Origin of the sequence: Rhizobium sp. PP-CC-3G-465 (genome assembly GCF_004343445.1) — a bacterium.
In the GTDB taxonomy this organism is placed as follows: Bacteria; Pseudomonadota; Alphaproteobacteria; order Rhizobiales; family Rhizobiaceae; genus Ferranicluibacter; species Ferranicluibacter rubi.
Genome location: NZ_SLYH01000005.1, coordinates 63,089 through 78,019, shown reverse-complemented (window position 1 = coordinate 78,019; position 14,931 = coordinate 63,089). Strand labels below are relative to the sequence as shown.

The 14,931-nt window shown below is 64.1% G+C and carries 14 protein-coding genes; 11 read left to right on the top strand and 3 right to left on the bottom strand.

Annotated elements, in window-relative coordinates; translation table 11 throughout:
* Positions 1-8: 8 nt before the first annotated feature.
* On the bottom strand, positions 9-908 hold the full coding sequence (locus C8J33_RS18070; protein WP_132665002.1) for a bestrophin family protein: 900 nt from the start codon (positions 906-908) through the stop codon (positions 9-11).
* Between the two features lie 160 nt (positions 909-1,068).
* Entirely contained in the window at positions 1,069-1,302 is a 234-nt protein-coding gene (locus C8J33_RS18065; RefSeq protein WP_132665001.1) for a hypothetical protein, read from the bottom strand.
* A gap of 253 nt (positions 1,303-1,555) precedes the next feature.
* On the opposite strand from C8J33_RS18065, the gene C8J33_RS18060 reads away from it, so the two are divergent.
* The 9 genes from C8J33_RS18060 to C8J33_RS18020 all read left to right on the top strand — a co-directional run bounded on the left by C8J33_RS18060 (position 1,556) and on the right by C8J33_RS18020 (position 11,601).
* On the top strand, positions 1,556-2,146 hold the full coding sequence (locus tag C8J33_RS18060) for a DUF4360 domain-containing protein (protein WP_110729340.1): 591 nt from the start codon (positions 1,556-1,558) through the stop codon (positions 2,144-2,146).
* An 86-nt stretch (positions 2,147-2,232) separates the two neighbouring features.
* Positions 2,233-3,630 (top strand): DUF4360 domain-containing protein, encoded by a 1,398-nt coding sequence (locus C8J33_RS18055; protein WP_132665000.1) that lies wholly within the window; start codon positions 2,233-2,235, stop codon positions 3,628-3,630.
* A 405-nt stretch (positions 3,631-4,035) separates the two neighbouring features.
* Positions 4,036-5,985, top strand: coding sequence for a methyl-accepting chemotaxis protein (locus C8J33_RS18050; RefSeq protein ID WP_110801529.1), 1,950 nt, complete (start codon positions 4,036-4,038; stop codon positions 5,983-5,985).
* Positions 5,970-6,452 (top strand): chemotaxis protein CheW, encoded by a 483-nt coding sequence (locus tag C8J33_RS18045; protein ID WP_110801528.1) that lies wholly within the window; start codon positions 5,970-5,972, stop codon positions 6,450-6,452. Before C8J33_RS18050 ends, C8J33_RS18045 begins: the two co-directional genes overlap by 16 nt.
* A 249-nt stretch (positions 6,453-6,701) precedes the next feature.
* Positions 6,702-7,502 carry an ABC transporter ATP-binding protein gene (locus tag C8J33_RS18040; RefSeq protein ID WP_245420131.1) on the top strand — a complete coding sequence of 267 codons (801 nt, stop codon included), beginning with the start codon at positions 6,702-6,704 and terminating at the stop codon, positions 7,500-7,502.
* Positions 7,499-8,263, top strand: a complete 765-nt coding sequence (locus C8J33_RS18035; RefSeq protein WP_110801527.1) for an ABC transporter ATP-binding protein — start codon at positions 7,499-7,501, stop codon at positions 8,261-8,263. Before C8J33_RS18040 ends, C8J33_RS18035 begins: the two co-directional genes overlap by 4 nt.
* Entirely contained in the window at positions 8,260-9,171 is a 912-nt protein-coding gene (locus C8J33_RS18030; RefSeq protein WP_110801526.1) for a branched-chain amino acid ABC transporter permease, read from the top strand. Before C8J33_RS18035 ends, C8J33_RS18030 begins: the two co-directional genes overlap by 4 nt.
* Positions 9,168-10,157 (top strand): branched-chain amino acid ABC transporter permease, encoded by a 990-nt coding sequence (locus tag C8J33_RS18025; protein WP_110801525.1) that lies wholly within the window; start codon positions 9,168-9,170, stop codon positions 10,155-10,157. Before C8J33_RS18030 ends, C8J33_RS18025 begins: the two co-directional genes overlap by 4 nt.
* Positions 10,141-11,601 carry an aldo/keto reductase gene (locus tag C8J33_RS18020; RefSeq protein WP_110801524.1) on the top strand — a complete coding sequence of 487 codons (1,461 nt, stop codon included), beginning with the start codon at positions 10,141-10,143 and terminating at the stop codon, positions 11,599-11,601. The genes C8J33_RS18025 and C8J33_RS18020 overlap by 17 nt, the downstream gene beginning before the upstream one ends.
* 16 nt (positions 11,602-11,617) lie before the next feature.
* Here the strand turns inward: C8J33_RS18020 and C8J33_RS18015 are convergent, their stop codons facing one another.
* On the bottom strand, positions 11,618-12,823 hold the full coding sequence (locus C8J33_RS18015) for an MFS transporter (RefSeq protein ID WP_110801523.1): 1,206 nt from the start codon (positions 12,821-12,823) through the stop codon (positions 11,618-11,620).
* A 112-nt stretch (positions 12,824-12,935) separates the two neighbouring features.
* Between C8J33_RS18015 and C8J33_RS18010 the strand changes: the two genes are divergently transcribed.
* The gene (locus C8J33_RS18010; RefSeq protein WP_110801522.1) at positions 12,936-13,742 is read left to right on the top strand and encodes an AraC family transcriptional regulator; all 807 of its coding nucleotides are present in this window, start codon (positions 12,936-12,938) and stop codon (positions 13,740-13,742) included.
* Positions 13,743-13,865: 123 nt separating this feature from the next.
* Positions 13,866-14,915, top strand: coding sequence for an ornithine cyclodeaminase (locus C8J33_RS18005; protein WP_110801521.1), 1,050 nt, complete (start codon positions 13,866-13,868; stop codon positions 14,913-14,915).
* The last annotated feature ends 16 nt before the right edge of the window (positions 14,916-14,931 follow it).

The following is a 14,931-nucleotide window of genomic DNA, read 5'->3' as shown; positions in this document are numbered from 1 at the left end:
GTCTCTTCCTACCAGAGAACATGCTCGACCGGTTGCACCGGCTTCGATCGCCCACCGGCACCGGAGAGATGTTCGAGATCGATCTGGATGGTTCGGCAGATCGAGGTAAGCGGCACGTCGTGTTCGCGGTTTTCAAACGGGTCCTGAAGATCGGCCCCGATACGGTCCATGGCGAGCAGCATGAAGCCGACGATGGTGGAGGCAAGCGGGGTATATATGGTCAGGCTGTCCACCAGGCCGACGGGCAGCAGGATGCAGAAGATGTGGACGAACAGCGTCGGATAGTAATCATATTCGCGCGGCAACGGCGTGTTCTTGATCCGCTCCATGCCGCCCTGCGCATTGCTCATGTCGACCAGAAGCGTCTCGATCTGCACATTGCGGATGGAGTCCGTCCAGCCGTTGCGGCGCGCCTCCGCCACCATGCCCGCTGTCCGGTTGAGAATGGCATTCGGCGCATTGCCCACACCTTGCAAAGACTGGATCTCGGCCTCGCCTAGAAACGGCCGGATCTCATCCGCGTTCGGCTGTCGGCGAAGATGGCATCGCAGCGCGTGCACATAGGCGATCTGGCGGCGCACGAGTTCGCGGCGGAACGCCTCGCTGCCGTCGCGACTTTCGATCAGATGCCAGACCTCGCGCCCGAAGGACCGCGACGCATTGACCATAGAGCCCCAGAGCGTAAGCGCCTCCCACCAGCGGTGATAGGCATTGTTGTTGCGGAAGCCGAGGAACAAAGCGAGTGCCGAGCCGAGCAGCGCCATCGGCAAGGTCGGAAGATCGAGCCAGGGATGCGGCAGATAGACGTAGGCCAGCGTGACGATGATGTCCCAGACGAACAGCAAGGCCAGCGGCCAGCCGATATAGCCGAGCATCTGGTGGAAACGAGCCGACTCCGGCAGAACCATTCGGGTGCTCCTTCGAGACTGCTGAACGTCAGCTTCTCTGCATATAAGGTGCAATGCAGCAAGTTCGAGTGCAGCGCACACCCTTTTTCGGGGGTTGGCAAATCGGCGCATTCAACATCGCGTCGGTCCCGATCAACGATCTACCGAAGTGACCTCGACGTCAGCGGGGGCAGACACCGATGTTCGAGCGGCAGACCCGAGGGCGATAAAGCCGTTCGTAGCCGCCTTCCCGGGCGCGGGTCGCCTGCTTGCGCTGGTGATCCAGCAGAGCCTGCGACGAGCTTGCCGGTCGTGGCGAAACATCCGTTGCGGGTTGCGGTGTCGAGCAACCCCAAAGCAGGGTAGCCATCCCCAGGAGGATCACCGCCTTTGGTGCGAGAGACCGTCGGCTCATTGCATTTCCTTCCTTATCGTCGTCTACCCCCGTAAGCTGGCGCTTCCGACACGGTGCGCGACGATGGCCATGATGCTGCCATTAAATGGCGCGATTTCGACCGCGTTTGATTAAAACTCTCTTAATCACGCCGCTCTACTTCTAACGCCTTCCGATGTGAATCGCAGCCGAACGGATTGCTCAGCGACGGTTCATATTGGCACATCTATTTTCCTGCCAGGGCTTGATGCTCACATATAAACGAGGAAGTTCAATGAAGAGATTTGGTCTCCTGCTGGCGTCGCTGTTCATCTCGTCCGCTGCCTACGCCGACGACATTTCCCTCGGCGTACCCGGCTATGGCGGTAGCGGTTGCCCGTCGGACAGCGTCTCCGCCACGATCAGCCCGGACGGCAAGGCGCTGAGCCTGCTGTTCGACAACTACATCGTCCAGGCCGGCGGTGATACGGGCAAGAACATGGACCGCAAGACCTGCAACGTGGCCATTCCGGTTCACGTGCCCCAGGGCCGCAGCGTTTCGGTTCTCGCTGTCGATTATCGCGGCTTCAACCAGCTGCCGCGTGGCGCCCGCTCGCAGTTCAACGTCGAATACTTCTTCGCGGGAACGCGCGGACCGACCTTCGTCAAGACGTTCTCCGGCCCCAGCGAACAGGACTACCTGATCTCCAACAAGATCGTTGCAGATTCCATGATCTGGTCGGCCTGCGGTGAAGACGTCAACCTGCGGACCAACTCCAGCATCCGCGTGAACACGACGCGCGGCCAGGAAGCCATGGCGACCGTCGATACGCAGGACGTAAAGGCCGCCATCGTCTATCAGCTGCAGTGGAAGACCTGCCGCTAACATGATCCGGCGCGGGTGGCAGGAGACTGCCGCCCGCGCTGATTGCTCTTCTTGCCCGCCTGCCTCCCTGCCCGTGAGAACCGCCCATGCGCCACAGCACATCGTTCGCCCTCTGTCTCCTGAGCATCGCGGCCACAACGCCCGGCCGGGCCGATGCCGCAGACGGATGCGCGGACGGGACGTTCTCCAGCGTCACCTCGCCTGACGGCAATGCGACCAGCGTGCTCTTCGACGACTTTTCGGCCACCGCCGGCGGTGGTGCCGGCACATCGCGCGCGACCAGCACCTGCCAGCTGAACATCCCGGTGACCCGAGCTGATGGCTTCAGCGTCTACGGCGTCGATTATCGCGGATTCGTAACGACGGAAGACGGACAGGCCGCGCAGATCGTCACCTTGCAGGACGGCCGCCAGGTTCTGAAGTACCAGGTTGCAGGACCACTGCAGGACGATGTCGCAACCGGCGGCAAGGTCGGCACGTCGGGCTCCGACACGCTCGGCCTGACGGTCGTCGTGGAAACGACGGCACCGATCGATCCCGACAATCCCGATGCCAGCCTGCTTCTCGACACGGTCGATATCACGCGCCTCGGCTTCACAACGCTCTCATCGGTCACGGCCTCGACGGACCAGCTGGCGCGCCAGCGACAGGCGATTGCCGCAGAGCTCATCGGCACGGCGCAAGGCCTTCTCGGTGAGGGCGAACGCTTCGATGCGGGCAGCGCGATCAGCCTCTTCGGATCGTCCAGCGCGGCGGCCGGCTTCAAGGGCCGGTGGGAAGCCGGAAGCGGCATCACCGTCCTCGGCGGCGCGGCGATCGTCAATCCCGACGACGACAACGTCTCGGTCGATACGCTGGCGCTGCTTGCAGGCGCCGTCCGTTACACGACGCCGCAGGCGACGTGGCGCGCCTTCGGCGAAGTCGGCCTCTGGGGCTCGCCGAACGTCACGGCGGATCTGTCGCGCCGCTATCTCAACGTCGACAATATCGTTTCCGCCGGCGGTACGGCCGATGGCTCGCTTCTCAGCTCCTACGGACGGATCGGCGCGGTTTTCGCGCCCGACCAGGCCAACGAGTTCGTGCTTTCGGCTCGCTTCACCAAGGCATGGCTCGACCTCGACGGCTACAGCGAGACGGCGACGGACAGAAACCTCTTCGCGGCCACCGTCCACGGGGGCACGTCGAGCGAGAACATCGTCAGCGCCGAACTTGCCTGGAGCCACCAGACCGAAGGCCGGCTGGACTACACGCTTTCCGGCGCCGTCGGCCGCATCGTCGCCGACGACAAGGCCGTTCGTGCTTCCGTCGATTGGGTCGGCGATGTCTCCGGCCGCGCTCGCGACCAGACCTTCGCCTCAGCCGGCAGCCGCATCGGCGTTCGGCTTGACGACGTCTGGCGCCTGGACACCTCAGTCGCCGCCACCTTCCGCCAGTACGACGATCCCGAGTGGAACGTCGGCGCGCAACTGAAGGCCGCGTTCTAGTCAAAGTCGGCCCGGCGATTCATGATCGCAGCACGCGCCCGCGTGCTCGCCGCTCTGTATGCGGCCCTCAACCCTGTGCGAAGGCCGTTCGTCACGTTTTCCCAGGCTTTGTGACCGACCAGACTACCGTCTCTTCAGCGCAAGCCGGGCGGTCAATCCCTGCCCATCAGGCAGCAGAAGGGACGCTCTTTCGGGTCAAGCGCTTCCGTTCGAAGAAAGCAAACAGTCGAACCCCATTTCCTCTATCGTATTATTTACCCATTTTTATCTTATTTTCGTCATTTAAGATATTCTGCGCGAGCACCATAGCCAGTCCTCCCCCTGCCTGATGTTGTTCTCCCGTGCGTTGCTCAGTCGTCTGTCTCACACCCGCCCTCGGCAAGACATAAAATCAGCGAGCCCATGATGTCCTTCTTCAACAACCTCCAGATTCTCACAAAGATCGCCGCCACTCTCGGCATGTTGATCCTCATCGGTATGGGGGTCAGCTACTCCAGCTATGCGTCCCTCTCCAAGCTTGAGCAGACAGCGGCGATGACGGACCATACGTATAAGGTCATCGACGCGCTGAACGGCATCACCGCCAGCATGGTCGATCAGGAGACCGGCATGCGCGGATATCTCGTATCGGCCAACGAGGCATTCCTGGCGCCGCAGAAGGCCGGTGTTGCTGCCTATGCCGCCGATCTCAAGAACGTTCGAAGCTTGACGTCGGACAACCCTGCGCAGCAGAAGCGCCTGGATACGCTGGAAGCTTTCGTCGCAGACTGGCACGAGAAAGTCTCCAAGCCGGAACTCGCTTTCATGGCAAACCCGGCGACACGCGACCAGGCGCGCGCCATCGAGACCAACGGTAGCGGCAAGGCCGCGATGGATGGCATCCGTGCGACCGTCGCAGAAATGGTCGAGATCGAAGCCGGTCTGCTGGAGGTTCGCGCCGAGGCCGCCGAAGCGGCGGCGGCGTCCGGCCGCTTCAACAATATCGCCGGCGGTGCCGGCATGCTGCTGATCTCCGTTCTTGCCCTGATCGTTCTGAATATCGGTCTCGTTCGCCCCGTGCGCGGCATGAACGATGCCATGCGCCATCTTGCAGCGGGACGAACCGACATCGCGATCCCGGGCAGCGGACGCGCCGACGAAGTCGGCGAGATGTCCGGCGCCGTCGAGGTTTTCCGTCAGGCGGCCATCGTCAACCGCCAGCTGGAGCAGGACGCCGAAGCCGTCCGTCGGCAGGCCGAAGCCGACCGCGTTCGCCTGACGGCCGAAGCCGAAGCAGCCGCACAGCAGCGTCTGAACGAGGCCACCTCGGGCCTTGCCAGCGGCCTGAAGCGCTTGGCTGCCGGCGACCTCACCTTCCAACTGAACGAGCCGTTTTCACCCGATTTCGAGGCCCTGCGCCACGACCTCAACAATGCCGTGAGCCAGCTGGGCGAGACGCTTCGCTCCGTGGCGCAGGCTGCCGGTTCGATCGATGGCGGCTCGCAGGAGATCAGCCGCGGTGCCGACGACCTGTCCAAGCGCACGGAACAACAGGCCGCTTCGCTCGAAGAAACAGCAGCCGCCCTCGACCAGATCACGGCCAACGTCTCGAATTCCTCCAAGCGGGCCGACGAAGCACGCGCCGTTGCCGTGCAGGCCAATTCCAGCGCCAGCCAATCGGGCAAGGTGGTCGCCCAGGCTGTCGACGCCATGGGGAAGATCGAAGCGTCCTCGAACGAGGTCTCCAACATCATCGGCGTCATCGACGAGATCGCCTTCCAGACCAACCTGCTGGCGCTCAACGCCGGTGTCGAGGCGGCGCGCGCCGGCGATGCGGGCAAGGGCTTTGCCGTTGTCGCCCAGGAAGTGCGGGAACTGGCGCAGCGCTCCGCCAAGGCGGCAAAGGAAATCAAGGAGCTTATTCGCAATTCGTCCGTCGAAGTCCAGAACGGCGTTCAGCTGGTCAGCGAAACCGGCTTGGCTCTGCAGACGATCGAGGGCTACATCATCACGATCAACCAGCACATGGACTCCATCGCCACGTCCGCCCGGGAGCAGTCCGTCGGACTCAGCGAAGTCAACATCGCCGTCAACCAGATGGATCAGGTGACGCAGCAGAACGCCGCCATGGTCGAGGAAACCAGTGCCGCTGGCGTGACCCTAGCGAGTGAAAGCAACAATCTTCGCCACCTCATCGGGCAATTCGCTCTCGGTGACACCGGCACACAATCGTCGGCGCTGCGTCACGCGGCGGCAACCATGAAGGTCGCAAACACGCCACGATACGCCAGCGCACAGCCGGCTGCGCGTCCCCGCAAGGCTGCTGGGGCATCGGCCGGAAACACAGCAGTCAACGATGGATGGAGGGAATTCTGATGCACCATGCGGCGAACTCGGCAATGCTGGAAATTATAGCCTTCCGGCTCCACGACCAGGAGTTCTGCGTCCGGACCGTCACCATCCGCGAGATTCGCGGATGGGCGCCCGTGACGCCCATTCCCCAGGCTCCCTCGGAAGTCCTCGGTGTCATGAACCTTCGCGGCACGGTCATTCCCGTGATCAACCTCGCGCTCAAGCTCGGCATGTCCGGTGCCGAACCGACCGAGCGCAGCGCCATCGTCGTCACGGAAGTGCACGGCATGGTCATGGGGCTTCTCGTGGACCAGGTCTCGGATATCCTTATGGTTTCCGCGGACCTGCTCCAGCCGGTTCCAGACATCACGTCGTCCGGCGCATCGGCCTTTTCCGATGGCATCATCGTCCAGCCAAGCGGCATGATCTGCTTCCTGAACCTCGATCGTATGTTCAACAGAAGCGAAGCGGAATTGCTGCTCGCCGCGTAAGCGGGCTAGACGGTTTTTGTAAGGAGGGCGCCCTTTGCTGGAACGCCGCTCCGACTGTCGAAAGTCTGCAACACCTACAGGGTAAAGCCCACGTCCCGGCACACCTGTGCCGGGCGACCTAGCTGCAAATTTTTTTAAGTGTTATCAGCATGTTGGGATAACTGGGCATTCTGAAAGCACTCTTGGCTGTTCGGAAACCGTTTGCCTCGTGTAAGCCACTGAATTCATTGCAGCCTCGGAACCCTTCGATTGCCATTCCAGATCGCCTCCACGACGCCGACGACCGAAAGTCCCGTTATCGATGCGCGCAATCTCGTCAAGCGGTTCGACGGGATGACAGCGGTCGACGGGATGTCGCTGCGGCTGGCGCGCGGCGAGATGGTGGGGCTGATCGGACCGAACGGAGCGGGCAAGACGACGCTCTTCAACCTCATTGCGGGCACGCTGAAGCCGACATCGGGCGAAATCCGGATCGGCGGGCGCGACGCATCGCAGGACCGGCCGGAGCAGCGGATCGGGCTCGGCATCGGGCGGACATTCCAGATCCCCAAGCCTTTCCTCGAAATGACCGTGCTTGAGAATGTGCTCGCGGGCGCGCAGCGCCAGGATGGCGAGAAGCTGCTCGCCAATTTCCTGCGCTTTGCCCATGTCCGTCGACAGGAAAAGGCAGCAATCGAAAAGGCGCGCGCGCTGCTCGCTTTCGTCACCCTATCGGATCTCGAGCATCAGCCGGCGCGGGTTCTCTCCGGCGGGCAACGCAAGCTGCTGGAGCTGGCACGCATACTGATGGCGGATCCGACCGCCATTTTGCTCGACGAACCCGCAGCCGGCGTCAATCCGGCGCTGCTGGAGACCATCATCGAGCGCGTGACGCAGCTGAACGCCGAGGGCACCTCCATTCTTCTGATCGAGCACAACATGGACATGGTTTCGCGTCTCTGCTCACGGGTCGTCGCCATGGCGCTGGGCAAGCCGCTTGCCGAGGGCACGCCGGCCGAGGTCGCGCGCGATCCCGCCGTGATCGAGGCCTATCTCGGAGCAATGGCATGAGCCTCGTCCCCGCTTCGCCGGTCGGTCCGGCGCTCGATATTCATGCGCTCGTCGCCGGCTACGAGCCGGACCTGCCGATCGTCCGTGGCGTGGACCTTATCGTTCCCAAGGGCGATTTTCTCGTGCTACTCGGTCCGAACGGTGCCGGGAAATCCACCTTGGTGAAGGCGATCGCCGGCGTCGTACCGATCCATGCCGGGGCGGTGCTGCTGGGCGGACAGGATATCACCAGCGTTCCCTCCCATCGCAAGATCGCGCGCGGCCTCGCCTTCGTTCCGCAGACCGAGAACATCTTCGCAACGCTCTCCATCCACGAGAACCTGCAACTCGCCGCAGCCATCCTGCCGAAGCCGGATCGTGCCGGCAGAATTGACGGCCTCTATCGCCGCTTTCCGGACCTCGCCCGCCAACCCTCGCGGCTTGCCGGTGCGCTTTCCGGCGGACAGCGCCAGATGCTTGCCGTCGCCCGCGCCCTGATCGTCGATCCCTCCGTTCTCATTCTCGACGAGCCCTCCGCCGGCCTGTCGCCGAAGATCGTCGGGGAGGTCTTTGCCATGCTGCAGGATATCAACGCCGATGGCGTCACCATCGTGCTGGTGGAACAGAATGTGAAGGCGGCATTGGCGATTGCGCGGCGTGCGGTCGTTCTGGTCGAAGGGCGTATCCGGCATGAGGGTCCCGCGGACGGCCTGTTCGGCGATCCTCTGCTCGCCCGCCTCTACCTCGGCACATCCCACGCAGGGGAGGTCGCCGCGCCATGAACCCGCAATTTCTCATGGACGGCCTCATCGCGGGCGCGATGATCGGCCTCGGCGCCATCGGCGTGACGCTGACCTATTCCATTCTGCGCTTTGCCAACTTCGGCCATGGCGAACTGCTCTCCTGGGGGGCCTATCTCGCTCTCGCCGTCAGCGGCGGGCTCGGCCTGCTTTCGACCTCGTTGATGCGGCCGATCGGTCCGTTCTCCTTCGGCTGGTCGCTACCGCTCGCCGCAATCATCGCCATTCTTCTGACCGGTCTTCTGGCGCTCGCCGTGGATGCCGTTCTCTTCGGGCGGCTTCGGGCGCGCGGAAGTGCCGTCATCATCCTCGTCATGGCGAGTTTCGGCGCATCGCTTGCGCTCCGCAGTCTGCTCGAATTCCTCTTCACGTCGAAGCCTGCTTATTTCACCAAGGCCCTGCAGATCGCCATGCCCATGGGCGCGGGACTGCGGGCAACGCCGGACCAACTTCTCTCGCTCGGCATCGCCCTTCTCGCCGTGCTTGCCGTGCACCTTCTCATGACGCGAACGGATATCGGTCGCTCCATGCGGGCGGTCAGCGAAAATCCGGCGCTCGCCGGGATCGCGGGTGTCGATGTGCGCCGCGTCATTCGGGTGGTGTGGATGCTCGGCGCGGGGCTCGCCTGCCTTGCCGGCATCATGACCGGGCTGCTCGTACAGATTCGCCCCTATCTGGGTCACGACCTCCTGCTGCCGCTGTTTGCCGCCGCCATCCTGGGCGGCATCGGCAGCGTGCCCGGCGCCATGCTCGCCGGCCTCATCGTCGGCCTGTCGGAAGCCGCAGCGGTGCAACTGGTTGGTGCCGAATGGCGGGCGGCCGTCTCCTTCGTTATTCTGGTGGCGGTGCTCCTCTTCCGGCCGCGCGGTCTCTTCGGGAGACCGGCATGAGCCTCGATCTTCTCGCCTACGCCGCCTTCTTCCTGACGATGGCACTGACCTATGCCGTCATGTGCCTCGGGCTGAACCTGCAATGGGGCCAGACGGGCCTTTTCAATGTCGGCATCGCCGCATTCGTCGCGATCGGCGCCTATGTCTCCGCGCTCCTGACGACCCCACCCACACCGGACCGGTTCGGCGGCTTCGACATGCCGATCCTCGTCGGCTGGCTGGGGGGTGCGGCGGCGGCCGGCCTTGCCGCATGGCTCGTCGGCGCCCTCACGATACGGCTGCGATCCGATTACCTCGCCATCGCGACCTTCGGCGTGGCCGTCTGCGTGCAGCTCTGCGTGCTCAATCTGCAAGGCCTCACCGGCGGCGCTTTCGGTATCGGCTTCATTCCCCGCCCCTTCTCGCACCTTGCGGGCAATGTGCTTGCCTTCGGGCTTGCCAATCTGGCCTTGATGGCGGGCCTCGTGGCCGTCCTCTATCTCGCCCTCGAACATCTGGCGAAAAGCCCCTGGGGCCGTGTGCTCCGGGCGATCCGCGAAGATGAAACCGCTGCGCAGGCGCTTGGCAAGCGACCGATCCGCTTCCGACTGCAGGCCTTCACCATCGGCGGCGCCATCATGGGGCTTGCCGGCGCAGCGCAGGGTCATTTCATCGGCTTCATCGCGCCCGACAATTACCTGCCGGTTCTGACCTTTCAGGTCTGGGCCATGCTGATCGTCGGCGGCTCGGGCAACAATCGCGGCGCCATTCTCGGGGCCATCCTCGTCTGGGGGCTGTGGGCTCTCTCGGCCGCAGCCGTGTCGGCCTTCGTACCCCCGGAACAGCAGGCGCGCGCCGCAGCCTTACAGATCGTCGCGATCGGCGTCGGCCTGTGCGCCATCCTTCTTCTTCGGCCCCGCGGCATTCTGGGCGAGCGCAGCGCGCTCGGCCCCCGCGGAAAACACGGGCGCAGACCCGGGAGACGTCCAGATGACCGAGCGCCTTGACCGTATTCGCCTCACCCCGGAGCTGGAGATCAGCCGTCTTGTCTGCGGCCTCTGGCAGGTCGCCGATATCGAGAAGGACGGCACGACGATCGACCCGGACAAGGGCGCCGACGCCTTGCAGGACTATGCCCGTAACGGCTTCGACACATTCGACATGGCCGATCACTATGGCTCAGCCGAACTGATCACCGGCCGTCTCCTGTCGCGGTATCCGAACGAACCACGACCCGTCGCCTTCACGAAGTGGTGCCCGGAGCCTGGCCCCATGACACGCGATATCGTGCGGCGCGGCATCGAAGAGCGGCTGACCCGGCTCGGCGTCGAGCGCATCGACCTTCTCCAGTTCCACTGGTGGACGTTCGAGCACCCGGCCTGGCTGGATGCCCTGCACGAGATGCAGCGGCTCAAGGAAGAAGGCCTGATCAGCGCGCTGGGCTTGACGAATTTCGACGCAGGCCATCTGGCGCTGGCGCTGTCCGATGGCATCGAGATTGCCACCAATCAGGTTTCCTTTTCGCTGGTCGATCGCCGGGCCGCAGGTGCGCTGTCGGATCTCTGCGCAAAGCGCAGCGTCAAGCTGCTCGCCTACGGCACGCTGTGCGGCGGGTTTTTGTCCGAGAAATGGCTCGGCAAACCGGAACCGGATGCGATCCCCGACTGGAGCCGCTCGAAGTACAAGCGCTTCATCGACACAGCCGGCGGCTGGGCCGCATTCCAGGGCATCCTCGAAGCCGCATCGCAGATCGCCAAGCGGCATGGCGTGTCGCTGTCGAACGTCGCCAGCCGCTGGGTTCTGGAACATCCGGCCGTTGCCGGCACCATCATCGGCGCACGGCTTGGGGAAAACGAGCATCGCGGCGACAATCTGAAGGTCTTCGGCTTCGCGCTCGATGCGCAGGACCATGCGGATCTCGATGCGGCTTTCGCCGCCACGCAGCCCATCCCCGGTGATTGCGGCGATGAGTATCGCAAACCGCCGTTCCTGACCGCATCTGGCGATCTCAGCCACCATCTGAGTGCCATTCCCTCGATCTACACCGCCGAGCCTGTGCCCGGCCGGCCGGGACGCAGCCGTGTTTCCTCCGGCAGTATCTGGGAGCCCATTGCCGGCTACAGCCGTGCCGTCCGCGTGGGCGATCGCATTCACGTCTCCGGCACGACAGCCACGCATGCGGCCGACCGCTGCGTCGCGCCGGGCGATGCGGGCGCGCAGGCCACCTACATCCTCGACAAGATCGCCGCATCGATCACCGCGCTCGGCGGGTCAATGGAGGATGTGGTGCGGACGCGGGTCTATCTGCGCGACGCCAGCCAGTGGGAGCCGGTCTCCCGCGCTCACGGCCGCGTGTTCGGCACTGTCCTGCCCGCCAACACGATGGTGGAGGCGGGCGATCTGATCGGCGATTACGCGGTCGAGATCGAGGCGGAGGCCATCTGCGACTGAACCGCGGACAGCAGCCTCAGGCGCGCTTGCGCCCGGGCAGTTTCGGCAGCAGCACCGTGAGCAGGCCGAGCAGCGGCAGATAGGAGCAGAGCCGGTAGACGAACTCGATGCCGTAGCGGTCGGCAAAGAGACCGAGGACGGCTGCGCCGATACCGCCGAACCCGAAGGCAAAGCCGAAGAACATGCCGGCGATCAGCCCTACCCTGCCCGGCACCAGTTCCTGCGCGAAGACCACGATGGCGGAAAATGCGGAGGAGAAGATGAAGCCGATGATGATGACCAGCGCCGAGGTCCAGAAGAGATCGGCATAGGGCAGTATCAGCGCGAAGGGGATGACGCCGAGGATTGAGAACCAGATGACGACGCGGGCGCCGAACCGATCGCCAATCGGCCCGCCGAAGAACACGCCGGCTGCGGACGCACCGAGGAACAGGAACAGCATGACCTGCGCATCCTGCACGCCGACACCGAATTTCTCGATCGCGAAGAAGGTGAAGTAGCTGGAGAGGCTGGCAAGATAGGCGTTCTTCGTCGCGGTGAGCACCGTCAGCACGGCCAGCGTCCACAGCACCTGATTGCGCGGCAGCGGCAGGGCACGATCGAGCATGGGCCGACCCGCCGTCGCGCGGCGGTGGCGCAGATACCATGTGCTGACGAAGGACAGCACGATGAAGCCGACGATCGCGATGATCGAGAACCAGCCGAGCGTCTGCTGCCCGCGCGGGATGACGACGAACGCCGCCAGCAGCGGCCCGATGGCCGTTCCGGCGTTGCCGCCGACCTGAAAGAAGGACTGTGCAAGCCCGTGCCGCCCGCCGGAGGCGAGCCGGGCAACGCGCGAGGCTTCCGGATGGAAGACGGCGGAACCGACGCCGATGAGGCAGGCGCCGATGACCAGCACCTCGAAACTATGCGCGAACGCCAGCGTGAACAGCCCGGCACAGGTGGCGAGCATCGCCGCCGGCAGCGAGAACGGCATGGGCCAACGGTCCGTCACCACCCCGACCACCGGCTGCAGCAGCGATGCCGTCACCTGGAATGCGAAGGTCAGAAGCCCGATCTGGACGAAATCCAGCGCATAGTTCGCCTTGATCAAAGGGTAGAGCGAGGTGAGCAGCGACTGCATGATGTCGTTGAGCATGTGGCAGAAGCTGGCCGCCGCGATAATCGAAAAGGCCATGGTGTCCGCCCGGACCCCGCCTGGTGTGGTTACGCTCGCCATGATGGACCTCTCCTGCCCGTTTCGGCGCGCAATGCGCCCGCTCGCTCCTCCTACAGGCCTTGACGCTGGCCTGCCTTTGCGCTCTGGTCCACTTCTTTCGTGAGTGGGCCAAATGCGTTTTACGGAATTTCCGACCATCGGTGTCGATCTCGATGAGCACCGGCAGAGCCTGAACCGGATCGATGCGGCGCAGGAGCCGCTCTATGCGATCGGCCGGAGCTACAAGGCCGGCATGCGCAGCCCCATGCACTCGCATCGAAAGACGCAGCTCTGGCACGCGCGCCGCGGTGTGGTCGTTGTCGGCACCAGCGACCGGCGATGGATGATACCGCCCGGCCACGGCCTCATCATTCCCGCCGGCCTGGAACACGCATCGGAGACGATGAGCCCGGTCGAGATGCTGTCGATCTACGTCGATACGCAGCTGGCATTCGTCGAGCGGCCGAAGGTGGTCAACGTCACCACACTCGCAGCGAACCTGATGGACGAACTGGTGCGCGATGCGCCGCCTTTTCCAAAGCCGCGGCGGCGGGAGCTGATCATGGATCTGTTGCTGGACGAGATGCAGCAATTGCCCGAAGTCCCGCTCGGTCTGCCCTTTCCGAACGACCCGCGGCTTGCCGCTGCCTGCCGGGCCTTTCTGGAGGCGCCGCGCGCGGTTGCGAGCATCGATGACTGGGCCGCAACGCTTGCCATGAGCCGCCGCAGTTTCACGCGCTTCTTCCGCACCCAGACCGGCGTCAGCTTCGTGACGTGGCGCCAGCAGGCCTGCCTTTTCGCCTCGCTGCCGCGGCTTGCCGCCGGGCACTCGATCACCAGCGTCGCGCTCGATGCGGGCTACGAGAACATCGCCGCCTTCACCACCATGTTCCGCCGAATGATGGGCAGCCCGCCGCGGCAATATCTCCTCTCGCGGTGAGCGAGCAGTTTGCGCAATCTGGCTGGCAATCTGCTCGGTTCGGCGGGAGATATGACAATCATCTGCCGTTTCCGTGAGCATTTGCGGTTGCTACCATCGTCCTCTGCAACGAGGAAACGCCCCATGTCCGCCCTGCCATCTGAAAAGGCCCTGATCCCCTTCGTCAGCGTCGAGAACATGATGCGCCTCGTGCATCATCTGGGCATCGAGCGCGTCCTTTTTGAACTGACGGACACGATCGAGGACGACTTCCGACGCTGGGAGGTCTTCGATAAAACCTCCCGGATCGCCTCGCATTCACGGGACGGCGTGATCGAGCTGATGCCGACCTCCGATGGCGAGATCTACGGCTTCAAATATGTGAACGGACACCCGAAGAATATGGCCGCGGGCCTCCAGACGGTGACCGCCTTCGGGCTCTTGGCCGATGTCGCGACGGGCTATCCCGTCCTGCTGACGGAAATGACGCTGCTGACGGCACTGCGCACCGCTGCGACCTCCGCCATGGCCGCACGGCATCTCGCCCCGGAGGGCACGCGGGTGATGGCCATGATCGGCAACGGCGCGCAGGCCGAGTTTCAGGCGCTGGCGATGAAGGCCGTCCTCGGCATCACGGAGATCCGGCTCTACGATATCGACAGCCGCGCGACCGAGAAGACCGTCCGCAATCTGACAGGCTCGGGCATCGTGCTGCACGCCTGTGAGAGCGCCGAACAGGCGATCGAAGGCGCTGGCATCATCACCACCTGCACGGCGGACAAGCAATATGCGACGATCCTGACCGACAACATGATCGGCAGCGGGGTCCACATCAACGCGATCGGCGGCGATTGTCCGGGAAAGACCGAGCTGCACCGGGATATCCTGCTGCGCGCCGATACCTTCGTCGAATATCCGCCGCAGACTCGTATCGAGGGCGAGATTCAGCAGATGGCGCCGGATTACCCGGTGACGGAGCTTTGGAAGGTCGTGCGCGGCGAAGCGCCCGGCCGGCGCGATGCGCGGCAGATCACGCTGTTCGACAGCGTCGGCTTTGCGGTGGAGGATTTCTCTGCGCTCCGCTATGTCCGCGCGGCGCTGGCGGGTACCGATTTCTTCCAGCAGATCGACATCATCGCAGATCCCGACGATCCACGCGATCTCTTCGGCATGCTCCAGCGCGCGGCGGCCTGAGCCGGCAGCGCGACAG